This window comes from Microbacterium sp. SMR1 (assembly GCF_003289625.1).
GTDB lineage: Bacteria > Actinomycetota > Actinomycetes > Actinomycetales > Microbacteriaceae > Microbacterium > Microbacterium plantarum.
Map to the genome: position 1 here is coordinate 541624 of NZ_QMBN01000002.1, position 25516 is coordinate 567139.

Annotated in this window: 24 protein-coding genes; 11 read left to right on the forward strand and 13 right to left on the reverse strand. The window is 71.4% G+C overall.

Features of this window, described 5'->3' with window-relative positions:
* Together DO944_RS07185 and DO944_RS07190 are read left to right on the forward strand one after the other, a co-directional pair.
* Positions 1–1005 (forward strand): DnaJ C-terminal domain-containing protein, encoded by a 1005-nt coding sequence (locus DO944_RS07185; RefSeq protein WP_112616079.1) that lies wholly within the window; start codon positions 1–3, stop codon positions 1003–1005.
* A gap of 91 nt (positions 1006–1096) precedes the next feature.
* A complete protein-coding gene (locus DO944_RS07190; protein WP_112616081.1) occupies positions 1097–1540 on the forward strand; it encodes a heat shock protein transcriptional repressor HspR in 444 nt (147 codons plus the stop codon).
* An 82-nt stretch (positions 1541–1622) separates the two neighbouring features.
* Here the strand turns inward: DO944_RS07190 and DO944_RS07195 are convergent, their stop codons facing one another.
* Positions 1623–2216 (reverse strand): hypothetical protein, encoded by a 594-nt coding sequence (locus tag DO944_RS07195; RefSeq protein WP_112616083.1) that lies wholly within the window; start codon positions 2214–2216, stop codon positions 1623–1625.
* Between the two features lie 250 nt (positions 2217–2466).
* Between DO944_RS07195 and DO944_RS07200 the strand changes: the two genes are divergently transcribed.
* From DO944_RS07200 to DO944_RS07225, 5 genes are all read left to right on the forward strand, one after another.
* A complete protein-coding gene (locus DO944_RS07200; protein ID WP_396652021.1) occupies positions 2467–3615 on the forward strand; it encodes a glycosyltransferase in 1149 nt (382 codons plus the stop codon).
* Between the two features lie 2 nt (positions 3616–3617).
* Positions 3618–4724, forward strand: coding sequence for a glycosyltransferase (locus DO944_RS07205; protein WP_112616087.1), 1107 nt, complete (start codon positions 3618–3620; stop codon positions 4722–4724).
* Positions 4725–4985: 261 nt separating this feature from the next.
* Positions 4986–5984 carry a helix-turn-helix domain-containing protein gene (locus DO944_RS07215; protein ID WP_112616091.1) on the forward strand — a complete coding sequence of 333 codons (999 nt, stop codon included), beginning with the start codon at positions 4986–4988 and terminating at the stop codon, positions 5982–5984.
* Positions 5985–6048: 64 nt separating this feature from the next.
* Positions 6049–8277: an ATP-dependent Clp protease ATP-binding subunit gene (locus DO944_RS07220; protein ID WP_112616093.1), complete on the forward strand. Its 2229-nt coding sequence runs from the start codon at positions 6049–6051 to the stop codon at positions 8275–8277.
* 79 nt (positions 8278–8356) lie between these two features.
* The gene (locus DO944_RS07225; RefSeq protein ID WP_112616095.1) at positions 8357–9181 is read left to right on the forward strand and encodes a UbiA family prenyltransferase; all 825 of its coding nucleotides are present in this window, start codon (positions 8357–8359) and stop codon (positions 9179–9181) included.
* A gap of 4 nt (positions 9182–9185) precedes the next feature.
* Here the strand turns inward: DO944_RS07225 and DO944_RS07230 are convergent, their stop codons facing one another.
* The 9 genes from DO944_RS07230 to DO944_RS07270 all read right to left on the reverse strand — a co-directional run bounded on the left by DO944_RS07230 (position 9186) and on the right by DO944_RS07270 (position 18048).
* Positions 9186–10343 carry an NAD(P)/FAD-dependent oxidoreductase gene (locus tag DO944_RS07230; RefSeq protein WP_112616097.1) on the reverse strand — a complete coding sequence of 386 codons (1158 nt, stop codon included), beginning with the start codon at positions 10341–10343 and terminating at the stop codon, positions 9186–9188.
* Positions 10336–11034, reverse strand: coding sequence for a methyltransferase domain-containing protein (locus DO944_RS07235; RefSeq protein WP_112616099.1), 699 nt, complete (start codon positions 11032–11034; stop codon positions 10336–10338). The genes DO944_RS07230 and DO944_RS07235 overlap by 8 nt, the downstream gene beginning before the upstream one ends.
* Positions 11025–12242, reverse strand: a complete 1218-nt coding sequence (locus DO944_RS07240; RefSeq protein WP_112616101.1) for a type III polyketide synthase — start codon at positions 12240–12242, stop codon at positions 11025–11027. The genes DO944_RS07235 and DO944_RS07240 overlap by 10 nt, the downstream gene beginning before the upstream one ends.
* Before the next feature lie 103 nt (positions 12243–12345).
* Positions 12346–12927 carry a nitroreductase family protein gene (locus tag DO944_RS07245; RefSeq protein WP_112616103.1) on the reverse strand — a complete coding sequence of 194 codons (582 nt, stop codon included), beginning with the start codon at positions 12925–12927 and terminating at the stop codon, positions 12346–12348.
* 171 nt (positions 12928–13098) lie between these two features.
* Positions 13099–14187, reverse strand: a complete 1089-nt coding sequence (locus DO944_RS07250; protein WP_112616105.1) for an ABC transporter permease — start codon at positions 14185–14187, stop codon at positions 13099–13101.
* Complete coding sequence (locus DO944_RS07255) at positions 14184–15080, reverse strand: ABC transporter ATP-binding protein (RefSeq protein WP_112616107.1); 897 nt, start codon at positions 15078–15080, stop codon at positions 14184–14186. The genes DO944_RS07250 and DO944_RS07255 overlap by 4 nt, the downstream gene beginning before the upstream one ends.
* A 135-nt stretch (positions 15081–15215) precedes the next feature.
* A complete protein-coding gene (locus DO944_RS07260; RefSeq protein WP_112616109.1) occupies positions 15216–15980 on the reverse strand; it encodes an ABC transporter ATP-binding protein in 765 nt (254 codons plus the stop codon).
* The gene (locus DO944_RS07265) at positions 15977–17002 is read right to left on the reverse strand and encodes an iron ABC transporter permease (RefSeq protein WP_258524604.1); all 1026 of its coding nucleotides are present in this window, start codon (positions 17000–17002) and stop codon (positions 15977–15979) included. Before DO944_RS07265 ends, DO944_RS07260 begins: the two co-directional genes overlap by 4 nt.
* A 2-nt stretch (positions 17003–17004) precedes the next feature.
* Positions 17005–18048, reverse strand: a complete 1044-nt coding sequence (locus DO944_RS07270; protein ID WP_240309797.1) for an ABC transporter substrate-binding protein — start codon at positions 18046–18048, stop codon at positions 17005–17007.
* A gap of 81 nt (positions 18049–18129) precedes the next feature.
* On the opposite strand from DO944_RS07270, the gene DO944_RS07275 reads away from it, so the two are divergent.
* Positions 18130–19941 carry a glycoside hydrolase family 15 protein gene (locus tag DO944_RS07275; RefSeq protein WP_112616950.1) on the forward strand — a complete coding sequence of 604 codons (1812 nt, stop codon included), beginning with the start codon at positions 18130–18132 and terminating at the stop codon, positions 19939–19941.
* 74 nt (positions 19942–20015) lie between these two features.
* Positions 20016–21350 (forward strand): DUF2029 domain-containing protein, encoded by a 1335-nt coding sequence (locus DO944_RS07280; protein WP_220118285.1) that lies wholly within the window; start codon positions 20016–20018, stop codon positions 21348–21350.
* A 12-nt stretch (positions 21351–21362) separates the two neighbouring features.
* Here DO944_RS07280 and DO944_RS07285 read toward each other — a convergent pair whose 3' ends face one another.
* From DO944_RS07285 to DO944_RS07295, 3 genes are all read right to left on the reverse strand, one after another.
* Positions 21363–22007, reverse strand: a complete 645-nt coding sequence (locus tag DO944_RS07285; protein ID WP_112616951.1) for a response regulator transcription factor — start codon at positions 22005–22007, stop codon at positions 21363–21365.
* Between the two features lie 65 nt (positions 22008–22072).
* Positions 22073–23359: a sensor histidine kinase gene (locus tag DO944_RS07290; RefSeq protein WP_112616952.1), complete on the reverse strand. Its 1287-nt coding sequence runs from the start codon at positions 23357–23359 to the stop codon at positions 22073–22075.
* Positions 23360–23431: 72 nt separating this feature from the next.
* Positions 23432–24271 carry an exodeoxyribonuclease III gene (locus DO944_RS07295; RefSeq protein ID WP_112616115.1) on the reverse strand — a complete coding sequence of 280 codons (840 nt, stop codon included), beginning with the start codon at positions 24269–24271 and terminating at the stop codon, positions 23432–23434.
* A 63-nt stretch (positions 24272–24334) separates the two neighbouring features.
* Here DO944_RS07295 and DO944_RS07300 point away from each other — a divergent pair, with 63 nt between their 5' ends.
* A complete protein-coding gene (locus DO944_RS07300; RefSeq protein WP_112616117.1) occupies positions 24335–24829 on the forward strand; it encodes a metallophosphoesterase family protein in 495 nt (164 codons plus the stop codon).
* A 44-nt stretch (positions 24830–24873) separates the two neighbouring features.
* The gene (gene pyrE / locus DO944_RS07305; protein WP_112616119.1) at positions 24874–25452 is read left to right on the forward strand and encodes an orotate phosphoribosyltransferase; all 579 of its coding nucleotides are present in this window, start codon (positions 24874–24876) and stop codon (positions 25450–25452) included.
* Positions 25453–25516 lie beyond the last annotated feature (64 nt).

Below are 25516 nucleotides of genomic sequence, written 5' to 3' on the forward strand. Positions count from 1 at the left end.
ATGGCCAGTCAGGACTGGTTCGACAAGGACTTCTACAAGGTGCTGGGCGTCTCCAAAGACGTCTCCGACACCGACCTGAAGAAGACCTACCGCAAGCTCGCGCGCAAGTACCACCCCGACTCGACGCAGGGAGACCCCGCGGCCGAGGCGAAGTTCAAGGAGATCAGCGAGGCGTACTCCGTGCTCTCCGACAAGGAGCAGCGCGCCGAGTACGACCAGATCCGGGCGATGGGGTCGGGCAGCGCCCGCTTCACCGCGGGTGGCCAGGGCGCCGGTGGCTTCGAGGACGTCTTCAGCGCCTTCAACCAGGGTGCGCGAGGCGGCGCCGGAGCTCGCGGCGCGGACTTCGACGACATCTTCGCGATGTTCAACCAGCAGACGGGGCGGTCGAGCCGCTTCGGGTCGGGCGGCTTCGGCCGCTCGACCGGGGGCTTCCAGGGCTTCGGCGGCCCGCAGCGCGGTGCGGACGTCACCGCACGGACGACGCTCGACTTCGCCACCGCGGTCCGCGGTGACACCGTCACGCTCCAGGGCGAGGACGGCAAGCCGTTCAAGGTGAAGATCCCGGCGGGTGTGAAGGACGGGCAGAAGATCCGGCTCCGCGGTCGCGGGCGTCCCTCGCCGGACGGCGGTGAATCGGGTGACATCGTCGTGAGCGTCACGGTCCGGCCGCACCCGGTCTTCACGCGCGACGGACTCAACCTTCGCGTGGTGGTCCCGGTGACCTTCACCGAGGCGGCCCTCGGCGCCACGATCGAGGTGCCGACGCTGGGCGGCGACCCCGTCAAGCTCCGGGTCGCGCCCGGCACCCCGTCGGGCCGCGTCCTGCGGGTCAAGGGGCGCGGCGTGAGCACCTCGAAGGGCACGGGCGATCTGCTGGCCGAGGTCCAGGTCGCCGTTCCCGCGCACCTCGACGAGGAGGCCCGAGCGGCCCTCGAACGATTCGCGGAGGTCGAGCCCCGCGAGAACCCCCGCGCCGACCTGATGAACAAGGCGCGCGGCTGACACATTCGTCTCGACCCGCCGCATCCGATCCCCACGGGCGGACGCGGCGGGTCGCCCGACGACACTCTCGACGCCCAGGAGGTGACCAACCATGGCTGATGACGACATCGACGAGGACGCCCCGATCTTCGCGATCGCGGCCGCGGCGGAGCTCGCGGCCATGCACGCGCAGACCCTCCGGCAGTACGACCGGCTGGGCCTCGTCGTGCCCGGGCGCACGCAGGGGGGATCGCGTCGATACTCGCTGCGTCACATCCGGCAGCTGCGAGAAGTGGCGCGGATGTCGGCGGAAGGCATCAGCCTGCCCGCCATCGCGCGCATCCTGGAGCTCGAGAACGAGGTCGCGGGACTGCGCCGCGAGGTGCGCGACCTCGAGCAGCGTCTGCGCGACGAGATGCAGCAGCGCCCGGGCGCGCGCGTGTTCGCCGCCGGTGCGACCGGAGCCGTCGTGACCCTGCGTCACGGCGCGCGTGTACGCCGAGCGACCGAGGTCGTGCTCTACCGACGCCCCTCCGACCCGCCTGCGGGGGAGTGACCCCCGTCGACTCGCCACGAAACGCGGATCCGGCTGCCCCGGCATCCGCAGTTCCTGGCGAGTCGACGGCGTGTGCGAGCGGTCAGGCGGGTGGGAGGCGGAGCGTGTTGGCGGACTCGTCGAGAGTCAGGTCGTCGACCACGCGGAGCGAGCGGGCGAGGTGATCGAGCTCGTCGAGAACCGTCCCCACGCGCTCGCGATCGCTGCACACGGCCGACAGCGTCACGAGATGGGTTCCCGTGTCCCAGGTGTACGAGACGAACGGGGGCGTCCGCGGGTCAGGCGGCAGCGTCATGACGAGCTTCTCGCCCGACCCGAGGTAGGGGGAGCGGAAGTCCTCGGTGTCGTCGTACTCCATCGGCATCATCGCCCGCGCGGTCCGCACCTGCGGGGTCGCCTCCTGCATCTGCGCGAGGACGACGAGCAGTTCGGGGTCGGCCTTCCACATCCACGCTCGCACGCGCCCGTTGGCTCGGCGCATGAGCATCGGCACCGCCTGGCTCGCGGCCCACGCGGCGAAGCGTCCACCGGGGCGGGGCGCCGCTCCTATCGCGGCGTTCGCCTGGCTCAGCAGCATCCCGATCGCGCGCTTGCGAGCGCGGCGTCCGGAGAATCCGAACGATTCGGTGACGGCAACCCAGCGGGCGGGATCGGCATCGGCTTCGAGTCGGGCCATGACCCCAGCCTAGGGATGCCGCCTGGGTGCGCGCGGGGCGCCGCGTGCAGCGTCTGACGCGGCCGAGCCGGTTTCCCCCAACGCCGTGCCGCCTCCCGGGAGCCCCTATACCGCTCGGGTAAGCTCGGGCCCGCCGCGTCGGCCACAGCCGGCGGCACGCCGCCGTACAGATTGGGCCTGACCCGTGACCGAATCCACGACGACCGAGGGTGTTCCCGCCGAGAGTTCTCGCGCGCCCCTGACCATCGTGATGGGCGCCGACACCTTCGCCCCCGATGTCAACGGAGCCGCCCGTTTCGCCGAACGCCTCTCCGCCGGCCTCGCCGCCCGCGGTCACGACGTGCACGTCGTGACCCCCAGCGTGAAGCACTCCCAGTCGGGAGTCTTCACCGAGAACATCGAGGGCGCCGACCTCACCGTCCACCGCCTCCCCGGGTGGCGCTGGTACCCGCACGACTGGCTGCGTTTCGTGCTGCCCTGGCGCTCGAAGCACTACGCCCGGCGCGTGCTCGACTCGGTCAAGCCCGACGTCGTCCACAGCCAGTCGCACATCGTCATCGGCCGCGGACTCACGCGCGAGGCGAAGAAGCGCGGCATCCCCGTCGTCGCGACCAACCACGTCATGGCCGAGAACGTCATCGACTTCACGACGCTGCCGCCGTTCCTCGACAAGATCATCATCAAGCTCTGCTGGGACGACGCCAAGCGCACGTTCCTGATGTCGCGCGCCGTGACCACCCCGACGCGCAAGGCCGCGCAGTTCCTCGAGGACACGATCGACATCTCGGGCGTCATCCCGATCAGCTGCGGCATCGACAAGCGCAACTACACCTCCGACCTGACTCCGCGCGAGCACCGCCGCATCCTGTTCGTCGGGCGCCTCACAACCGAGAAGCACGTCGAGGTCACCCTGAAGGCCGTCGCCAAGCTCGCCCCCGAGCTGGACGTCCATTTCGACATCGTCGGCGGCGGCGACCAGCGTCGGAACCTCGAGCAGACCGCGCAGCAGCTCGGCATCACCGACCGCGTCACGTTCTACGGGCGCACCGACGAGGCCGACCTCCGCGCGGCATACACGCGGGCCGACGTCTTCGCGATCGCCTCGATCGCCGAGCTGCAGTCGATCGCGACGATGGAGGCCATGGCCTCGGGCCTGCCCGTCGTGGCGGCGGATGCCGTCGCCCTGCCGCACCTCGTCCAATCGGGCGTGAATGGCTACCTCTTCGAGCCCGGCAACGTCGACGACCTCGCAGACAAGCTGCGGCGCGTGCTGACCGCCTCTCCCGCGGAGTACCTGCGGATGCAGCAGGCCTCACTCGACGGCGTCGAGATCCACGACATCGAGCGCACCCTCGACACGTTCGAGAAGCTCTACCGCGGCGAGCCGCTCGACGCGTGACGATGCGGCTCTTCTTCGACGCGCGCTACATCCGCACCGACTTCCACGACGGCATCAGCCGCTTCTCCCATGAGCTCGCCCACGCGCTGTTCGCGGCGGCGCCCGCCGAGGGTGTCGAGGTCACGTTCATCGTGCACGACCCCGCGCAGCTGCCGTTCCTCCCGGCAGGGGCGCCGCACGTCACGCTGCACGCGCCGACCTCCATGCTCGAGCCGTTCGCGGCGCTGCGGCTGAACCGGCACCGACCCGACGTCGTCTACTCGCCGATGCAGACGATCGGGGCCCTCGGCCGGCGGTTCGCGCTGATCCTCACGCTGCACGACACGATCTACTACCGGCACCGCACACCGCCCCGCGATCTGCCGTGGTTCGTGCGCTTGGGCTGGCGGCTCTTCCACCTCTCGTATGCGCCGCAGCGGGCGACGCTGAACGCCGCAGACGTCGTCGCGACGGTCAGCGAGACGAGCAAGCGTCAGTTCGCCGACGTCAAGCTGACCAAGCGCGAGGTGGTGGTGCTGCCCAACGCTCCGCAGCGTCTCGCCGAGCTGGCGCCCGCGACGGCCATGCCCGGGGCTGCGAAGCCGCAGAACATCGTCTACATGGGCTCGTTCATGCCCTACAAGAACGTCGAGACGCTCGTCCGGGCGATGCAGTGGCTGCCCGGCCGCACGCTGCACCTGCTGAGTCGGATCTCCGACGGTCGACGCGCCGAGCTCGAGGAGCTCGCGCCCGCCGGTGCCCGCATCATCTTCCACGGCGGAGTGACGGATGCCGAGTACGCCGCGCTCCTCGCCGATGCGGGAATGCTCGCGACACTCAGCCTCGACGAGGGGTACGGGCTGCCGATCGCGGAAGCCCTGGCGCTCGGGGTGCCCGCGGTGGTCAGCGACATGGCGATCTTCCATGAGGTCGGCGGCGATGGCGCGCTCTACGTGCCGCCGCGCGACCCGCGAGCCTTCGCCGCGGCCGTCGAGTCACTCGATGACGATGCCGCCCGCGCGGCGCTCGTCGCGGCGGGCCGTGCGCACATCTCCCGATTCACCTGGGCGGAATCGGCGTCGCGACTGCTCGCGGCATCCCGTCGCGCCCGCGCGCGCCGCGACCGCTGACGGCGACCGCGCTCCGGCGCGGTGACCGCTCGCGCTCGCGGTGTGTCGGCGTCGATTCCTCTGCCGGCGGCACGCGTGTCGCGTCGGTGGGGACGCGGCGGTAGCCGTCGCGTGCGACCACCGCGAGCGTGCCTGTCACGGCGGCGATCACGGGGAGGACGAGTGCGAGAAGAAGGATGTCGGAAGGCATGGCAGAAACGCTACGATGAGCGTTATCCTGCCGATACTGGCGGATGAGACGGTATTCGGAGGAATCCTGCCATGCACACGGTCGCTTGCGTCGTCCAGCCCGGGTTCGCGCCCTTCGAGTTCGGTCTCGCGTGCGAGGCGTTCGGTCTCGACCGCAGTGACGAGGGCATCCCGAACTTCGACTTCCGGGTGGTGGCACCCGATCCCGGGGCGGTCCCCGCCAATCTCCCGTTCTCACTCAACGTCGACGCGGGACTCGGGTTCGCCGACGAGGCCGATCTGGTCGTGATCACTCCCATCCCGCGCGAGACCTGGGACTCCGTGGACGAACGTGTCACAGCCGTCGTCCGACGTGCGGTCGAGCGTGGCGCATGGGTGCTCACCGTCTGCAGCGGAGCCTTCGTGGTCGCGGCATCCGGTGTGCTCGACGGCAAGCGCGCCACGACGCACTGGCGCTACGCCGAGACCATGGCGCAGATGTACCCGCGCATCGAGGTCGACCCCGACGTGCTGTACGTGCAGTCGGACCGGATCATCACGTCTGCGGGTACCGCGGCGGGGCTCGACGCCTGCCTGCACCTGCTGCGCATCGAGCTCGGGGCCGAGGCGGCGAACACGATCGCCCGGCGGATGGTCGTGCCGCCCCTCCGCGACGGCGGGCAGGCCCAGTTCATCGCGCGTCCGCTCCCCGAGGCGGCATCGCTGTCGCTCGCGCCCATCACCGACTGGATGATCGCGAACCTCGACCTCGATCTGTCCGTCGATCTGCTCGCGTCGCGCGCGCACATGTCGCCGCGGACGTTCGCGCGCCGATTCAAGGCCGATTACGGGACGACCCCGGCGGCGTGGCTCGGGCGGCAGCGGATCCTGCGGGCGCAGCGGCTGCTCGAGCGGACCGACCTCGGGCTCGACCAGATCGCGGCCGACAGTGGATTCGGCTCGGCCTCCGTCCTGCGGCAGAACTTCGCGCGAGCGCTCGGGCTCAGCCCCTCGGCGTACCGTGCCCGCTTCGCCTGCACGCCCGAGGCGGCGTCGGTGGCCGGGGCTGCGGCAGAGGCCGTAGCGTCCTGAACGACACGGTGGTAAACTTGAGTCACACAGGCTCAAGTTTGAGCCGAGAGATTTCAGGAGAAATATGAACGCCACACAGCAGCCCGGACAGGAGGAGGCGCAGAGCGCCCTCGAGCAGTTCGGCATCAACCTCACCGACCGTGCCCGGCAGGGCAAGCTCGACCCGGTCATCGGGCGCGACAGCGAGATCCGCCGCGTCAGCCAGGTGCTCACCCGCCGCACGAAGAACAACCCCGTCCTCATCGGCGAGCCCGGCGTCGGCAAGACCGCCGTCGTTGAGGGCCTCGCTCAGCGCATCGTCGCGGGCGACGTCGCCGAGAGCCTCAAGAACAAAGAGCTCGTCTCGCTCGACATCTCCGCGCTCGTGGCCGGCGCCATGTACCGCGGTCAGTTCGAGGAGCGCCTGAAGAGCGTACTCAAGGAGATCACCGAGTCCGACGGCCGCATCATCACCTTCATCGACGAGCTGCACGTGCTCATGGGCGCGGGCGGCGGCGAAGGCTCGGTCGCGGCATCCAACATGCTCAAGCCCATGCTCGCCCGCGGTGAGCTCCGCCTCATCGGTGCGACCACCCTCGACGAGTACCGCGAGTTCATCGAGAAGGATGCCGCGCTCGAGCGCCGCTTCCAGCAGGTCTACGTCGGCGAGCCGAGCGTCGAGGACACCATCGCCATTCTCCGCGGGCTCAAGGAGCGCTACGAGGCCCACCACAAGGTCGCCATCTCGGACGGTGCGCTCGTGGCCGCGGCATCCCTCTCGAACCGCTACATCCCAGCCCGCCAGCTGCCCGACAAGGCGATCGACCTGATCGATGAGGCCGCGTCGCGTCTGCGCATGGAGATCGACTCGGCGCCGCTCGAGATCGACGAGCTGCGCCGGCACGTCGACCGGCTGAAGCTCGAGGAGCTCGCGCTCAAGAAGGAGAAGGATGCCGCCTCGCGCGAGCGTCTCGACGCCTTGCGCGCGACGCTGAAGGACGAGCAGCAGAAGCTCGACGAGTTGCAGGCGCGCTGGGAGCGCGAGCGGGCGTCGCTGAACCGCGTCGGTGACCTCAAGACGCGTCTCGACGCGGCTCGCGTCGAAGCCGAGCGCGCGCAGCGCGAGGGCAACCTCGAGAAGGCATCGCGGCTTCTGTACGCCGAGATCCCGGCGCTCGAACGCGAGGTCGTCGAAGCGGAGCGCGCCGAGACCGCCGTCGACGGGCCCGAGCGGATGGTCAACGAACAGGTCACCGACGAGGACATCGCCGCCGTGATCGCCGCCTGGACCGGCATCCCCGTCGGGCGCCTGCTGCAGGGGGAGACCGAGAAGCTCGTGCGCCTCGAGTCCGAGCTCGGCAAGCGCCTCATCGGGCAGAAGACCGCCGTGAAGGCCGTCGCCGACGCCGTGCGTCGCTCGCGAGCGGGCATCAGCGACCCGAACCGGCCCACGGGCTCGTTCCTGTTCCTGGGGCCGACCGGTGTCGGCAAGACCGAGCTCGCCAAGGCTTTGGCCGAGTTCCTCTTCGACGACGAACACGCCATGGTGCGCATCGACATGTCGGAGTACGGCGAGAAGCACTCCGTGTCGCGGCTCGTCGGTGCCCCTCCCGGGTACATCGGCTACGAGCAGGGCGGCCAGCTCACCGAGGCCGTGCGCCGCCGCCCGTACTCCGTCGTGCTGCTCGACGAGGTCGAGAAGGCGCACCCCGAGGTCTTCGACGTGCTGCTGCAGGTCATGGACGACGGCCGCCTCACCGACGGCCAGGGCCGGACGGTCGACTTCCGCAACGTCATCCTGATCCTCACCTCGAACCTCGGATCGCCGATCCTCATCGACCCGACGCTGAGCCTCGAGCAGAAGCGCGAGCAGGTGCAGATCCTGCTGCGCCAGGCGTTCCGGCCCGAGTTCCTGAACCGTCTCGATGACACCGTGATGTTCGAGGCGCTGAGCCAGGACGACCTCGCACAGATCGTCGAGCTCTCCGTCGACGCGCTGCAGCGGCGCCTCAGGGACCGGCGTCTCTCGCTCGCGGTCACCCCCGATGCGCGCGCGTGGCTGGCCGAGCGCGGCTACGACCCGGTGTTCGGAGCCCGGCCGCTGCGCCGCCTCATCCAGTCCGAGATCCAGGACCGCCTCGCCATGGCCATCCTGTCGGGCGGGGTGCGCGACGGCGACATCGTCCGGGTCGACGTGGCCGCCGACGGCTCGGCACTCGTGCTGACGAGTGCCGGTCCCGCGGCGGAGCCTGCCGCGCCGGCAGCTGCCGGAGGGGACGACGACGTGATCGAGGCCGAGCTGCTCGACGACTGATCGCGGCGACGGCCTGCCCACGACGCCGAGGCGCGCAACCCCGTCGGAGCCGATGACCCTGACGTGAGAGTGTGGACGCATGCGTGCGATCCGGGCCCTGTGGGGCGCCTCACACCCGGGGCCCTCGGTCGTCGTGACGGCTCTGGCTCTGGCGCTCGGACTCGCGGCCGGGCTCGAGCCCTGGCGGCTCGCGGTGCTGGTGGCATCCGTGCTTTTCGGTCAGCTCTCGATCGGCATCTCCAACGACGCGATCGACCGTGAACGCGACCGCGCCGTCGGCCGCACCGACAAGCCTCTCGTCCGCGGTGAGGTCTCGAATCGTGCGGCCTGGATCGCGGCCGGGGGCTCCGCCGTCATCGCGCTCGCTCTCTCGGCGGTGCTCGGATGGGGGATGCTGCTCGCGCACGCCGTGACGATCGCGTCGGCCTGGTCGTACAACCTCGGGCTGAAGTCGACGCCGGTGTCGGTCGTGCCCTTCCTCGTGAGCTTCGGTCTCTTCCCCTCGCTGGCGACGCTCTCGTCACCCGATCCGACGCTCGCGGCGCCCTTCGCTGCTGTGGCGGGTGCTGCGCTCGGGGCGGCGGTGCACCTGACCAACGTCCTGCCCGACCTCGACGACGACCGCGACACCGGTGTGCGGGGGCTGCCGCATCGCCTCGGAGCGCCGGTATCGATCATCATCGCTGTCGCCGGGATCGTCGTCGCCGCGATCGCCGTGCTCATCGGCGGGCGGAGCGAGGGAGTCCTGCCGTGGCTGTTCTTCGGCGTGGTGCTGGTGCTCGCGGTCGCGGTGGTGGTGCGGATGCGGCTCCGCGGTCCCGACCGCACCGGCTTCCGCCTCGTCATGGCCGCGGCTCTCGTGCTCGCCGCGCAGCTGGTGGTGGCTGCGGGCTCGCTGCGCTGAGAACTCAGCGAGCAGCGGCGTCGAGCCCCATCGCATAGGCGTTCGGGACGAGCGAGCCGGTCGCGGCGAGCACGCGCCCGAGCATCTGACTGCGCACGGCGTGCGCGCCCGCACTCACCGGGCGGCCGAGACGCATGTTGACCGCCGCCAGCCGTCCCGCCGTGCGGGCCGAACGCAGCCGATCGTGCTCCCATCGTGCGAGGGCAGCAGTGGGCTCGGTGCCGCTGCGGACCCAGGCAGCGAGCAGCGGCGCGAGGGTCGCCGCGTCGAGGAGGCCGAGGTTCATCCCCTGTCCTCCGATCGGGCTGATCTCGTGTGCGGCGTCGCCGATCACCGTCACCCGGCCGCGACGCAGGGCCGGTGCGAGCACACGTCGCACGCGGAACCCCGTCGCGCCGGTCAGCGCCTCTGCGGCATCCGTTTCACCCCGTTCCCGCATCGCCGTGCGCAGCCGCCGCAGCCGCGCATCCGGCTCGTCGAACCCGCCGTCATCCTGCCCGGGCGGCTCGTCCCAGGCGACGAAGCGGCGTCGGCCTCCCGGCAGGGGGAAGGACTCGAGCACCCCCGCTCGCGCGAGGTGGACCACCGCGACGTCGGCATCGGGTCTCCCGGGGACGTCGGCGTCGCTCATGAGGTACCGGTCGGGGTAGCTCGTGCGTCTCACGGCGTTCGGCCGGAACACGAGCTCGCGTGCGCCGACGCCTCCGGCGACCACGACGAGCGGCGCCAACAGTTCGCCGGCCCCGCGAGCACCGGACGTCTCGACCCGTACGTCGGCCGGCCCCGGTGTCACGCGGGTGACGGCGACCCCACGCAGCGGCGACGGCGCACCGAACGCGAGAGCGCGCTCGGTGAGGGCCTGCGGAAGGGTGGCGACATACGGATGCCGCACCGACAGGCGATCGAATCGGACGACGCCGAGCAGTGTTCCGTCGCTGCGGGCCTCGCCGCGCGAGACACGGACCGCGTCCTCGAGGATGCGGTCGGTCGCACCGCCCTCCTCGAGCGCGGCGAGGACGGGAGCGTGCAGCCCGATCGCCCGCGACCCGTCGCCGCTGCGTTCGCGGCGCTCGAGCACCGTGACGTCGACGCCCCGTCGCGTGAGCTCGGCCGCCAGCAGCATCCCCACCGGGCCGGCGCCGACGACGATGACGTCAGGCACGCCCCGCTCCCACGGCGAGCACGCGGAACGGCGCCGGTCGGACGACGTGCCACTCGCCGCGACCGGCCAGCGTCGTCCGCAGCTCTCGGGCACGGTAGCTGCGGCGGATCGAGCGCAGCCCGTCGGTGCGCAGGAAGGTCCCGTGCTGTACCGGCAGGATGCCCGCGCCATAGAGCGCGTAAGCCGCGCGCCCCCGCTCGATGTCGGCGTGGAGCACGATGCCGCGCGACAGGGCCAGGGAGTCGGCGATGAACGCGTCGAGCTCGGCCTCGCCGAGGTGATGCAGCACGTGGTTCGAGATGACGGCGTCGAAGCGCTCGCCGCTGGCGCGCAGCGCCGTCGAGTCGGTGCTGCGGAACTCCAGGTCGGGCCGGCTGCGCTCGCGCGCGACGGCGAGGGCGCGGGGATCCGGGTCGATCCCGACCCAGCCGACGTCCAGGCCATCCCGTTCCGCGAGCAGCGCGAGCCGCGCGGTGACGTCGCCACCGCCTGACCCGATGTCGAGCACGCGGGCGGGTCGATCCAGACGCTCCAGGGCGGGCCGCAGATGCCGCCGCCACACCGTTCCCCAGCCGCTCACGGCGCGATTGACGAGGTCGAAGCGGCGGAGCGTCTGCGCGAGGGCCTCCGGATCGCAGTCCGGGTCGTCCATCAGCTCGCGCAGCTCGACGTCGCGACGACTCAGGTCCACGATGCGACGGGTTCCGCCCGCACGGCATCCGTCGACGCGGTCTCGGCAACGCCGGTGTCGGCTCCAGCGGCGACTCCTGCCGTGAGGAGCGCGGCCTCCATCGTGAGTCCGGGGCCGAACGCGAGCGTCGCGATCGTCTCGCCGTCGCGCAGGGTGTCTGCGTCGAGGAGCGAGCGGAGGATGAAGAGGATCGTCGCGCTCGACATGTTCCCGTAGTCCCGCAGCACGGCACGCGATGCCGCGAGGGCATCCGACGGCAGGTCGAGGCCCGATTGGACGCGGTCGAGGACGGCTCGGCCGCCCGGGTGGACGGCCCACGTGTCGACCCGGCCGTCGCCGATCACCTCGGCCACCGCGGCGCGGATCTCGCGCCCGATGATGCGCGGCACCTCGGCCGTCAGCACCATCTCGAAGCCGGCGTCCCCGATCGTCCAGGTCATGTCGCGCTCACCGTCGTCGGTCACCGCGGTCGCGAACCGATCGAGGTCGAGCCACCGCTCTCCGCGACGCGCCGGGTCGGCGCTGACGACCGCCGCCGCGGCGCCGTCGGCGAACAGCGATGCCGCGAGGATCTGGTCGGGGTCGTCGGCGACCCGGAAGTGCAGGGTGCACAGCTCGGCGCAGACCACGAGCACGACGGCGTCGGGCTGGGCGGCGCACATGCGCGCCGCTGCCCGAAGGGCCGGGACGGCGGCCGCGCAGCCGATGAACCCCAGGTGGTAGCGCTCGACGGTCGTGGGAAGGCCGAGGTCGCGCACCAGCCGGTAGTCGGGACCCGGCGCGTACATGCCGGTGCACGAGACGGTCACGACGTGAGTGATCTCCGCCGGCGCGACGGATGCCGCAGACAGGGCCTCCCGCGCCGCGCGCGCCGACAGCTCGGGGGCGAGGGCGATATAGGTGTCGTTGCGTGTGCCCGTCGAGGGCGAGAGCAGTGCCCCGTCGTCGGAGATGACGGGAAGGGCTGCCGGGTCGCCGGCGGCCGGGCCGGCGGCATCCGATCGCGCGCCACCGGGCTCGAGCGCCTCGGCGAGATCGGTCAGCACGGTGTGCCGGGTCTCGATGGCCGAGGCGTCGAACGCCGCGCGGACCAGACGCTGCGATAGCCGTCCGATGCCGGGCTGTGCGGCGAACAGGTCGCGCACGGAGTTCTGGTGAAGCACGGCCGGCGGCACGGCGGTGCCGATCGACAGGATGCGGGCGGTCATGCTTGACGATAACCGGTGCGGCACCGCCGCGGCGCCGGGGTGTCGCACCTCACAGACCTCGTCTATGGTGCGGGCGCCGCCGTGCGAACCGCTGCCGGCGGCCTCAGTCGTCGATGACGACCGACTCGGCCACGGGCCGGCGGGTGCGGGGCGAGAGCTCGCGCTCGCGCACGGCGGCGGGGGCGGCGTCGATGTCGCCGAGGTCGCCGACGGCCATGACGGTGACGGGCGTGAACGGGGCCTCGATGCCGAGCTTCTCGGCGAGGGCTGCGGCATCGAACCCGGTCATCTGGTGGGTGTACAGGCCGTCGGCGTGGGCCTGGACGGTGAAGTGCGCGGCGGCCTGGCCGAGGTCGTAGAGCGCGGTGGGCACGGGCTTGCCGTCGTTCTCCGTCTGCGCGATGAAGACGATGAGGGCGCCCGCGGGGCCGGCCCAGGCCTGGTTGAACTCGACGAGCGTCGACACGACCTTCTCGTGGGTCTGGGTGCCGCGACGAGCGACGACGAAGCGCCAGGGCTGTGCGTTGAAAGCCGACGGGGCCCAGCGTGCCGCCTCGAGGGCGCTGGCGAGGGCGTCCTCGTCGACGGGGGAGACCTCGTCGTACAGGCGCGTGCTCCAGCGCGCGGCGAGGATGTCGAGGACGGGGGCGTCGGTCTCGGCGACGCGCTCTTCGATGAGGGACATGGGATTCTCCCGGGTTCGTGCGGACAGCGTCGGACTCCATCGTCCCGCCACGTGCGAACGACGGCGCGTTCGCCGACATTCCCCGTCACGAGAAACTCATCGCCGTCCTCCGGGCGTGAACCCGGAGGACGGCGATGCGGCGGGAGGGCGGCCGGCCCAGCAGGGGCCGGGTCAGCGGCGCAGGGCCTCGCCGAGCTTGACGCGGGCTCCCATGCGCAGGAGCGAGTTCTCGTAGATCTTGGCGCCGACGAGGATCGCCCCGACGCAGGTCAGGAGCAGGATCGCGAGCGAGAGCAGCGGCTCCCACCACAGTGCGTCGCCGAGGAACAGGCGCATCGGCATGCCGACCGGTGCCGAGAAGGGCACGTACGACATGATCCCGAGGATCAGCGGGTTGTTCCACGCGAAGATGACCAGGAAGTACGGCGCCATGACCAGCAGGATGAGGGGCGTCGTCGTCGCTCCGATGTCCTCCTGGCGCGAGACCATCGCGGCGGCCGCGGCGAAGAGCGCGGCGAGCAGCACGAAGCCGAACAGGAAGAACACCGCGAACCAGGCGATGGGGGCGCCGATGCCCGTCAGCAGCGCGGTCTGATCCGTGACCGTCAGCCCGATCACCGCCACCGCGGCGAGGATGAGGATCTGCCCCATCGCCAGCACCGTGTTGCCGATCACCTTGCCCGCGAGCAGCGCCCGGACCGGTACGGCCGAGATCAGCAGCTCGACGACGCGCGTCTGCTTCTCCTCGACGACCGACTGGGCGATCGTCGCACCGAAGGTCTGCGCCGAGATGAAGAAGATCGCGCCGAACCCGATCGCGACGATGTAGCCGAGGAAGCCGGCGTCGCCGGAGGGGTCGAGCAGCTCGACTTTCGGCAGCTGCGCGAGCGACAGCAGGATGGTGTTCGACACCGACGTGTCGCCGATGACGACGTATCCGCTCGGCGCGGACGTGTCGGCGACGACCGCGGCGTCGACGTCGCCATCGCGCACGGCGCTCTCGGCGGCCGCCCGGTCGGCGACATCCTTCACGTCGAGGCCGGGCGCGTTCTGGACGTACGAGGCCGCGTCCGGGGTCACCGCGACGGGCGAGCCGCTGTCGTTCCCCGCCGAGAAGCCGCCCCAGATCACGAGCGCGAGCGCGCCGAGGAAGAGGATGGCGAACGAGATGACGAACGACTTGCTGCGGAGCTTCGAGCCGATCTCGCGTTCGGCGACGAGCCAGGTGCTCTGGGCGAATGAGGGAGATGCGGCGCTCACGGGGCGACCTCCTGGATGACGTCGGTGAAGATCTGGGCGAGGGACGGATGCCGCGGCGTGAAGCTCGCGACGTCGCCGTGCTCGACGGCCCGGCGCAGCACGCGCTGCGCGGTCTCGTCGGCATCGACGTCGAACAAGGCGTAGCCGCCGTCGAACTCGACGACCTCGACCCCCGGTTCGGTGCGGAGCCAGCCGGCATCTCCCGTCGAGACGAGCTCGTAGCGGTGCCCCTGGTGCTCGCGGCGGAGCCCGTCGCGGGTGCCGGCAGCGCGGATGGTTCCGCCGGCGATGATGACGAGGTCGTCGCAGAGGCGCTCGACGACGTCGAGCTGGTGCGACGAGAACAGCACGCCGACGCCCTGGGCCGCCCGCGTCTGCAGGACACCGGCCACGACGTCGACGGCGAGGGGGTCGAGCCCCGAGAACGGCTCGTCGAGGATCAGCACCTCGGGGTCGTGCACGAGAGCCGCAGCGATCTGCGCGCGCTGCTGGTTGCCGAGCGACAGCGTCTCGATGTTGTCGTTCAGGCGCTCCCCGAGACCGAGCTCCTCGAGCAGGGTACGGGCGCGCGACGTTGCCTCCGGCTTCGAGAAGCCGTGCAGCCGGGCGAGGTAGACGATCTGCTCGAGCACCTTCATCTTGGGATACAGCCCGCGTTCCTCGGGCATGTACCCGAAGCGGCGGCGGTCGGCAGCGGTCACCGGCGACCCGTCGAGGGTGACCTCGCCCCGGTCGCGCGAGAGCACGCCGAGCATGATGCGCATCGTGGTGGTCTTGCCCGCCCCGTTGCCGCCGACGAAACCGGTCAGGCGCCCGTCGGGCACTCGGAACCCCACGTCGTCGAGCACGCGGTGCGTGCCGTAGTTCTTGGTGATGCCGCTCAGTTCGAGCATTCCGCCTCCTTAGCCGATGTCTCCACGCTAGGGACCGGGCGGGGGCAGGCGGATCCCCCGTACGGCGGATCGTGGGCCGTGCGGCCCCACCCGGCGGGGGAGCCGCACGGGGGAGTGGGGCAGACGACGACCGCGTCAGCGGCGCAGGAAGGTGATGACCGGATGCCCGCCCCGTGGGTCCCGGGTGACCTCGGCGGCCACGCCGTAGACGTCGGCGATGAGCTCGGCGGTCAGCACCTCGGCGGGGGCGCCCGCGGCGACGACCCGGCCCGACTGCAGCACCATCACGGCGTCGCAGTACATCGCGGCGAGGTTCAGATCGTGGATCGCGACGATGCACGTCACCGGCAGGTCGCAGACGAGTTCGAGCAGGTCGAGCTGATGACGGATGTCGAGGTGGTTGGTGGGCTCGTCGAGCAGCAGTTCGCGGGGCTCCTGCGCCAGCGCGCGGGCGATCTGCGCGCGCTGGCGCTCGCCGCCCGAGAGCGTGTGCCACATGCGGTCGGCCCGATCAGCCAGGCCGACGTGCTCCAGGGCGCGATCGACCGCCGCGGCATCGGCCGCCGGGTCGCCGCCGAACGTCGTCCGGTGCGGGATGCGCCCGAGGCGCACGATCTCGCGCACGGTGATGTCGACCTCCGTGTCGGCGTGCTGCGTGACGGCGGCCACGGTGCGCGCTACTCGGCGCCGACCAAGGGAGGCGAGGTCTTCGTCGTCGAGGGTCACGAGTCCCGCGGTCGGGCGGACGAGCCCGTGCAGCAGCCGGAGAAGCGACGACTTGCCCGATCCGTTGGGCCCGAGCAGGCCCAGGGTCTGCCCCGGCTCGGGGCGCACGCTCACGCCGTCGACGACGAGCATGCCCGAGCGCGTCCACGACACGTCGCGTGCGGCGAGGGTCATGCGCGGTTCCTCCGGCGGGCGAGCAGAACGATGAAGACGGGCACGCCGACCAGGGCGGTTCCGACGCCGACGGGCAGCGGCGTGGGCGAGAAGGCGACGCGCGAGCCGGCATCCACCCACACCATGAAGATCGCCCCGGCGACGATCGTGGTGGGGATGAGGCGCCCGTGGCGCGACCCGACGAGCAGGCGTGCCATGTGGGGGAGGACGAGGCCGACGAAGCCGATCGCGCCGGCGACGCTCACGAGGGTGGCCGTGATCAGCGCGGTCGTGACGAGCAGGATGCCGCGCGTGCGTGCGATGTGAATGCCCAGCGAGGCCGCGACCTCATCGCCGAAGACGAAGGCATCGAGGGCCGAGGCGTAGCGCAGGCACAGCAGGGAGCCCAGCGCGACGACGACGGTGCACAGCACGACGTCGTCCCAGCGGATGCCCTCGAGTGATCCGAGCAGCCAGAACATGACCCCGCGCGTCTCATCGGCGTCGGCGAACGCGAAGATCACGAGAGAGGTGAGTGCCGAGAACAGCTGCGTGCTCGCGACTCCGGCCAGGACGACGCGGTCGTTCCCGCCCCCGGCGAGGCGTGCGAGCAGCAGCACCACCGCGAAAGCGACGAGCGCTCCGATGAAGGCCCCGCCGGAGAGGCCGAGCGCGGCACCGCCGAGGCCGAGCACGCCGATCGCGACGGCACCGGTCGAGGCGCCGGACGAGATGCCGAGGATGAAGGGCTCGGCGAGGGGGTTCCGCAGCAGCGACTGCATGATGACGCCGCACAGCCCGAGCCCCGCACCGCACGCCGCGGCGACCAGCGCGCGGGGCAGCCGCTCCTCCCAGACGATCGCGTCCTTGGCGGTCTTGACGGGGATGTCGGTCAGGCCCAGGTGGTTGGTGACGATGTCGCGGACGTTGACGAGCAGGATGTCGGCCGGGCCGAGGGTGATCGCGACGCCGACCGACACGACGAGCAGCAGGATGCCGCCCCCGAGCAACCCGGCCGTGGCGACGGGGCCGCGGGTGCGCACGCTCAGAGCTCGTCCCGGTGCTCGTCCATCCAGCTCTCGATCTTCTCGAGCCCGTCGACGAAGCGGATCGAAGGGTTGAGCTCGGCGCCATGCAGCGCGATGTAGCGCTTGTTGCGCACGGCATCGATCGTGCGCGTTACGGGATCCGACTCGAGGAACGCGATCTTGTCGTCGAGCCGGTCGCCGGGGAAGCGATCGCGTTGCAGATCGCCGAGGACGAGCACCTGCGGATCGCGGTCGACGAGGTCCTCCCAGGTGGTCGCGGGCCAGTCGTCGGCGGCATCGGCGTACACATTGGTGAACCCGGTGGTCGCCGCGAGCAGCGCAGCCGAACCGAGCCCGCCGGCGACGTACGGGGTCTTGGTGTCGGCGAACCAGAAGGCGACGGTGGCGCCCGAAGCGTCGATGCCCTCCGTCGCGGCCGCAGCGCGCGAGCGCAGATCGTCGACGAGCTTCTCGGCCCGATCGGAGACGTCGAAGATCTGACCCAGCTCGGTGATCTCCTGATAGAGCGCGTCGACGGTGAGCGGGGTGGTGCGGGTGCCACCGCCGTTGATGCTGACGCCGTTGTCGCAGTCGGTCGGCGAGAGGTAGCTGCCGATCCCGGTCTCGTCGAACCGGTCGCGCGTCGCGACGCCGCCCTGCGTGAAGTGTCGTCCGAACGAGGCAGTGACGAAGTCGGGGTCGGCGCCGAGCGTGACCTCGTAGGTGGGGGCGTTGTCGGCCAGGCGGGGCACGTTCTGGTTCGCCTCGGCGAGCGAGGGAAGGATCGGGTCGGTCCACGACGCCGTACCCACGATGCGGTCCTCCAGTCCGAGCGAGAGCAGGATCTCGGTGGAGTTCTGGTCCAGCGAGACGATGCGCTGGGGCGCCGCATCGACGGTGATGGAGCGGCCGCAGTTCTCGATCGTCAGGGGGTAGGACGTCTCTCCGTTTCCGGCCGGGGCGGCCGCGCCGGCCGGGACGACCTCCGATGCGCCGCAGCCCGCGAGAGCGAGAGCGGCCAGCGGAACGATGGCGAGACTGGCGAGGAGACGATGACGCACCGCAGAAGGATAGCCTCGCCTAACCAGCATCCGCGAATCGCCGTGTTGGCGGATCCGACCCCCGACCGCGATGATGCGAGCATGCCCGCACCGATCGAGCGCTACGCCCTCCTCAGCAACTGCCGCAGTGCGGCGCTCGTGTCCGACCGGGGCGACCTCGACTGGCTGTGCCTTCCCCGCTATGACTCCGGCTCCATCTTCGGCGCCCTGCTCGGCGACAGCTCGCACGGATGCTGGAGCCTGCGGCCACGCGACCCGGACGCGACCGCGACGCGGCGCTACGACGGCGACACGTTCGTGCTCGTGACCCGGTGGGAGTGTGCCGCCGGTGTCGCCGAGGTGCACGAGTTCATGCCGGTCCTCGACGGGGTCGATGCGGTCGTCCGGCGCGTCGTCGGTGTCGCGGGCGAAGTCGACTTCGTGAGCGAAGTGCGGCTGCGGTTCGACTATGCGCGGGCGGTGCCCTGGGTGCGGCAGATCGGTGCGGCCGACACGTCGGATGCCCGCCCGATGGGCGTCCTGCTCGCGGTGGCCGGGCCGGATGCCGTCACGCTGCGCGGGCCCCGGCTCGTCGCCCGGGACACGATGCACCGGGGCGAGTTCCGTGTCGAGGCGGGGCGCACCGTCGACTCGGTGCTGCGCTGGGAGGCCTCGTACCGCGACATCCCGCAGCCCTTCGACGTCGACGTCGCCCTCGAGCGCACGCGCGGGTGGTGGACCACCTGGGCGCGGCGCATCCGCGACGGCGGGCGGTGGGGCGACCGGGTACTGCGTTCCATGCTCGTGCTGCGGGCGCTCACCCACGCCGAGACGGGCGGCATCGTCGCCGCCGCGACGACCTCTCTGCCGGAGGATTTCGGTGGTTCGCGCAACTGGGACTACCGGTACGTATGGCTGCGTGACGCTGCCCTGACTCTCGAGGCCTACATCTCGCACGGCTATCTCGAGGCGGCCGCGCGCTGGCGCGACTGGCTGCTGCGGGCGGTCGCGGGTGATCCCGCCGACGTGCAGATCATGTACGGCATCGCGGGCGAGCGCGACCTGCCCGAGCGCGAGCTGGAGAGCCTGCCCGGCTACGCGGGATCCGCGCCGGTGCGCGTCGGCAACGGCGCGGTCGACCAGTATCAGGCCGACGTGATCGGCGAGGTGATGGTCGCCCTCGAGGCCGCCCGGCTCGCCGGCGTCACCGAGACCTCGTTCTCGTGGGCGTTGCAGCGGGCGCTGCTCGATCAGGTCGTCGCCTGGCTCGACCGGCCCGATCACGGTATCTGGGAGATCCGGGGTGAACCGCAGATGTTCACCCACTCGCGGGCGATGGTCTGGGCTGCCCTCGATCGGGGCGTCCGCGCCGTCGAGGAGCACGGGTTGAGCGGCGATCCCGATCGCTGGCGGGCCCTGCGCGACCGCGTCCGCGCCGAGATCGACGAGCAGGGCGTGGATGCCGCGGGCGGGCACTTCACGCAGCACTTCCGCACCGACGAGGTCGACGCGTCGCTGCTGCTGCTTCCGGCCGTCGGGTTCTGCGCTCCCGACGATCCGCGCATGCTCGCGACCGTCGCGCGCATCGAGAGCACGCTGCTGCGCGAGGGCCTGGTGATGCGCTACCGCACCGAGGCCGGCGTCGACGGTCTCGCCGGCACCGAGCATCCCTTCCTCGCCTGCTCGTTCTGGCTCGTCGAGCAGTACGCGGCGACCGGACGCATCGACGACGCCACCCGGCTCATGGACCGCTTGTGCGGACTCGCCAACGACGTCGGGCTCCTGTCGGAGGAGTACGACGTCACCGACGGGCGCCAGGCGGGAAACACGCCGCAGGCGCTGTCGCACCTCGCGCTGGTGGGCGCAGCCGATGCGCTGGCGGGGCACGGCGGGCGCGCGGCGCACCGGCGCTGAGCCGGCCGGCGGTACGCCACATCGGCCACCTCGGCGTTCATCGGGCAGATATGCGCGGGGCCTATGATGCCCGGGTGACGTCTCTTTCGGCATCCCCCCGCCGCCCGACGCGCCGCCAGCGACTGGCGGCATTCGGCCGAACCCGTCGGGGTCTCGTCACCGGTTTCGTGGCCTTCCACGCGGCCTACATCCTCGCCCTCCTGCCGCTGATCATCGCGGGCGGCACGGAGGGCGACCTCCCGCTGTACCGGCAGTGGGCGCAGGATGCCGTGCAGGGAACCTGGCCCATCATCGACTTCGAGTGGGTGTACCCGGCGGGCGCGCTGCTGCCGATCGTCGCGCCGATCGCGCTGGGCCCCTACCTGTACCAGCTCGTCTGGCTGCTCATGCTCGCCGGCGCCAACTGGCTCGCCCTCGCCGCGATCGCCGGCGCGCGGCTGCAACGTCGCTCGGCCTATCCGGCCGCTTGGTACTGGCTGCTCAGCATCCTGCTCCTCGCCCCCGTGTCGATGCTGCGCCTGGAAGGGTTCGCTGCTCCGCTCGCCATCGCGGGACTCGTCTGGGTCTCGCGGCGCCCCGTCGTCGCCGGAGCGCTCATCGCGCTCGCCACCTGGATCAAGGTGTGGCCGGCCGCCATCGCGGCCGCGGTGGTCGCGGTGTGCCGGAGCCGCTGGTGGGTCGCCGTGGGCGGTGGCGTGGCGAGCGTCGTCATCATGATCGCGGTGGTTCTCGCCGGGGGCGCATCGAACCTCTTCAGCTTCCTCACGATCCAAGGGACTCGTGCCCCGCAGCTCGAAGCGCCCGTCGCGACGCCGTGGGTGTGGGCGACGATCTGGGAGCTGCCCGGAGCGCGCATCCAGCAGAATTACGAGCTCGCCACCCGCGAGGTGATCGGGCACGGGGCGATGGCTGCCGGCGAGGTCGTCGGCTGGCTCATGATCGCCGCGTTCGCCGCGATCGCGTTGCTGCTCGTGCGAGCCCGGATGACCTGGGTCGCCGGCGCCCAGCGCGTCGAGCGCGCGGAGGGTCGCCTCATGGTGCTGGGCGCCTTCGCCCTCACCGCCGCGCTGATCGTCTTCAACAAGGTCGGCTCTCCGCAGTACATGCTGTGGCTCGCCCCGATCGTCGTCGTGGGGCTGCTCATCGACCCCGAGCGGTGGCGGACGCCCGCGAAGTGGATGGCGGTGACGAGCTTCCTGACGACGCTCGTCTTCCCGATCTTCTACATGCCGCTCGTGCACGCCGACCCGTTCGCGGCGAGCCTGCTTCTCGCCCGGAACGTGCTCCTGGTCGCACTGTTCATCTGGAGCATCCAGGCGCTCTGGCGCATCGCGATGCCGCGCGCGGTGCGGCCCCTCTCGATGCCCGTGCCGCGCCCCTCGCTCTCGCCCGTCTCCGACCCGGCTTGAGCTCGCGGCTGGTCAGGCCCAGCCGTTGCGGTGGGCCAGGACGACGGCGGCCACGCGGTCGCGTGCGCCGAGCTTGATGAGGATGTTCGACACGTGCGTCTTCACCGTGGCGTCGCCGATGAAGAGCTCTCGCGCGATCTCGGCGTTGCTGAGCGCCCGCGCGAGGAGGCGCAGCACCTCCGCCTCCCGCTCGGTGAGGCCGTGATCGGCGGGAGTCGACGCCTGCGGCGCGGCGGGTGCTTCGGTGGTCGCGGAGGTCGCGTCGGGTGGGCCGCCCGCGAATCGCTCGATGACCCGTCGGGTGACCTCCGGAGCGAGGAGGGCGTCACCGGCGGCAGCCACCCGCACGGCGGCGGCGAGCTCCTCGGGTCCCGCGTTCTTCAGCAGGAAGCCGCTGGCTCCGGCCTGCAACGCCTGGAACAGGTAGTCGTCGCGGTCGAAGGTCGTCACGACGACGACCGCGCTGGAATTGCGAGGGTCGGCGACGATGCGGCGGGTCGCCTCGAGTCCGTCGAGGACGGGCATCTGGACATCCATGAAGACGACGTCCGGTTGCAGGCGTGCGACCGTCTCGACGGCCTCCGCGCCGTCGCCGGCCTCGCCCACGACGGCGATGTCGCCGCTCGCCTCGAGGATCATGCGGAAACCGGCCCGCATGACGGCATGGTCGTCGACGAGCACCACCGACGTGGGCCCGGTGGGCGAGGGCGTGGTGGTCGTGCTCACGCGAGAACCCCCTGGGTGCTCGGCTGGGACGACCGCGCGCTCGCGGGAACACGGGCCCGGACGAGGAAGCCGCCGCGAGGACGGGGTGCCGCCTCGAGCCAGCCGCCCGATGCCGCCGCGCGCTCGCGCATGCCCACGAGGCCGAGGCCCGGCGTCGCCCCGAAGCGCACGCGGCCGTCATTGGCGATCTCGAGCTCGATCTCGTCGCCGTCGAAGCGCAGCCGCACGTCGGCGCGCGCGTCGGGCCCGCCATGGCGGCGCGCGTTCGTGAGCGCCTCCTGGGCGATGCGGTAGAGGTTCACCTGAGCGACCTCGGACGCCGTGACCGGTTCGCCGACGACGGTGAAGGTGGTCGGCATCCCGTTCTCCTCCGAGTACCGGACCAGCTCGGCGATCGCGTCGAGCCGCAGCGTCGAATCGTGCGGTGCCGCGGCATCCGGGGTCCGCAGCGTCTCGAGCAGCTGGCGGAGCTCCGTCAGCGACGCCCGTGCCGATTCCTCGACCACGGTGAGCGCGCGTCGCGCCGCCTCGGGATCGCGATCGAGCACCGTGCGCGCGGCGCCGGCCTGCACGCCCATCGCCGAGACGTGGTGCGCCACGACGTCATGGAGCTCGCGTGCGATGCGGACGCGGTCGAGCGCCACCGCCTGCGCCGCGGTGATCTCGCGCTCGTGCTCGAGCTCACGCGTGCGCTGTTCGAGCTCCTCGCGGCTGAGCGCGCCCGCGTAGGCGCGCTCGCCGAACGCGAAGGCGCCGGCGAAGAAGACGACGTTGAAGAGGAACTGCAGCATCATCATCGCCGCGACGGGGGAGAACAGCGAGAACTCCGCGGCGCTGTCGCTGCCCTGTTCGCTGGCCGCCTGGAACATCGCCGCGAGCAGCCAGAAGAACATGCCGATGATGACCACGACGCGGACGATCAGGGCCCGCCGCCGGTCGACCACCCACGCGCCGACCGAGTACATCGCGATGAAGAGGGCGATGCTGCCGACGTACATCTCGGGGATGTGCGCCGACATGCCGACGAAGTAGACGACCGCGACGACGATCAGCGCGACCTCGGGGATGCGGCGACGCAGCCCGAGCGGTGCCGTCAGCGCCACGCTGTAGAGCAGGCCCCAGCCGAGGTGCGGTGAGTCGTCGCCCCAGACCTGCGCGACACTGCCGAGCCAGGTGCTGAGGATCGCGCTCACGAGCAGCGCGGCGGCGAGCCACAGGTCGTTGCGCAGTTGCTCGGGGGTCGCGGCGAGACGCTCGTCGGGTACGGGGGAGGCCACGGACATGACCTCCACGCTACGGTGCGCGCAGGGGTGCGACATCCCCCGAGCGGGGGAGCCGGACGGTCATCGCGACGATCAGAAGATCATCGGACGGTCGTCATCGTCGTCGCCGTCGAGGTCGAGGTCGACGACGACGGGGACGTGATCGCTCGGCGCTTCGCCCTTGCGCTGATCGCGGTGGATTGCGGCGCCGGTGACGGCATCGGCGAACGCGGACGAGCCGAGGATGAAGTCGATGCGCAGGCCCTCGTTGCGGGGGAACCGCAGCTGCTTGTAGTCCCAGTAGGTGAAGCCGGTCGGCACCAGCGGGCGCACGGTGTCGGAGAGGCCGGCGTCGAGCAGCGCCTGGAACGCGGCGCGCTCGGGCGGCGAGACGTGGGTCGTCACGCCCTCGACGAGGGTCGGGTCGCCGACATCCTCGGGGGTGGGGCAGATGTTGAAGTCGCCGGTGAGCGCCAGGGCGAGGCCGGGGGATGCCGCCAGGGTGTCGCGCGTGTACTGCTCGAGTGCCTGCAGCCAGTGGAGCTTGTAGACGTAGTGCGGGTCATCGAGCGACCGGCCGTTCGGGACGTAGAGGCTCCAGACGCGGACGCCGCCGACGGTCGCGGCGATGGCCCGCGCCTCCTGCGGCGCGTCGGGGCCCTCGTGGCCCTTGAGGAATCCCGGCATCCCGGGAAACCCGATCTGCACGTCGGTCATCGGCTCGCGGCTGGCGATCGCGACGCCGTTCCACTGGTTCAGGCCGTGGAGCTCGACGTGGTAGCCGGCCGCCTCGAACTGCTCCATCGGGAACTGCTCGGGCTTGCACTTGATCTCCTGCATCGCCAGGACGTCGATGTCTTCGTTCACCGCGAAGCCGACGATGCGGTCGACGCGAGCGCGGATCGAGTTCACGTTCCAGGTGGCAAGACGCATGCCCCCAGCCTATTCGGCGGCTCGGACCTCGCCCGCTGCGCGGCATCCGGATACCGTCGGGGGATGGCCACGAGATTGCTGCTCATCGCCGATACGCATGTCCCCGGGCGGGCGCGGGCCCTGCCGGATGCCGTCCTCGCCGCGGCCAACGCGGCCGACCTCATCGTGCACGCGGGGGACTGGGTCGCGGCATCCGTTCTCGACGAGCTCGAGCGGCACGGCGAGGTGCTGGGGGTGTGGGGCAACAACGACGGAGCCGACCTGCGGTCGCGACTGCCCGAGGTGGCGCGTCGAACGATCGAGGGGGTGCGGTTCGCCGTCGTGCACGAGACCGGCGCCGCGGCGGGGCGCGAGCGACGGATGGATGCCGCCTACCCCGATGACGACGTGCTCGTCTTCGGCCACAGCCACATCCCGTGGGACACCACGACCCCGCGCGGACTCCGGCTGCTCAACCCCGGCTCGCCCACCGACCGGCGTCGCCAGCCTCACAAGACGTTCCTCACGCTCACGGTCGACGCGGGAGAGCTGCGCGATGTCGACCTCGTCGTGGTCTGAGCGACGGCGTCGGGCCGGGGCGACCCGCTCGTAGAATCGGGGTCATGACCGTCGCAGGCACGCCCGAGCTCGAAGCCGACCGCCAGGACCTCATCCGGCTGATCCAGGACGAGGCGGTGTTCCACGGCGACTTCACCCTCTCGAGCGGCAAGAAGGCGACGTACTACGTCGACATGCGTCGGCTGACGCTCGACCACCGCGCCGCGCCCGCGATCGGCCGCATCATGCTCGACCTCATCTCGGACGTCGACGGCGTCGTCGCCGTCGGCGGCCTCACCCTCGGCGCCGACCCGATCGCGAACGCCGTCATGCACGAGTCGGTGCGCGCGGGCCGCCCCCTCGATGCGTTCGTCGTGCGCAAGGAGCCCAAGGACCACGGCCGCGGTCGGCAGGTCGAGGGCGCGGATGTCGCAGGCAAGCGCGTCGTCGTCGTCGAGGACACCTCGACCACCGGCCAGTCCGCACTCAAGGCCGTCGAGGCGCTGCGGCGCGAGGGCGCTGAGCCCGTCGCGGTGGCCGTCATCGTCGACCGCAAGACCGGCGCCCAGGCAGCGGTCGAGGAGGCCGGGCTGCAGTGGCTCGCCGCGATCGACCTCGACGACCTGGGCCTCGCCCCTCAGTAAGGCGCTTCACCTGGCAGCATCCGCCGCTTCGGGCTGCGTGAGGGGGCATGAACTGCCAGGTGAA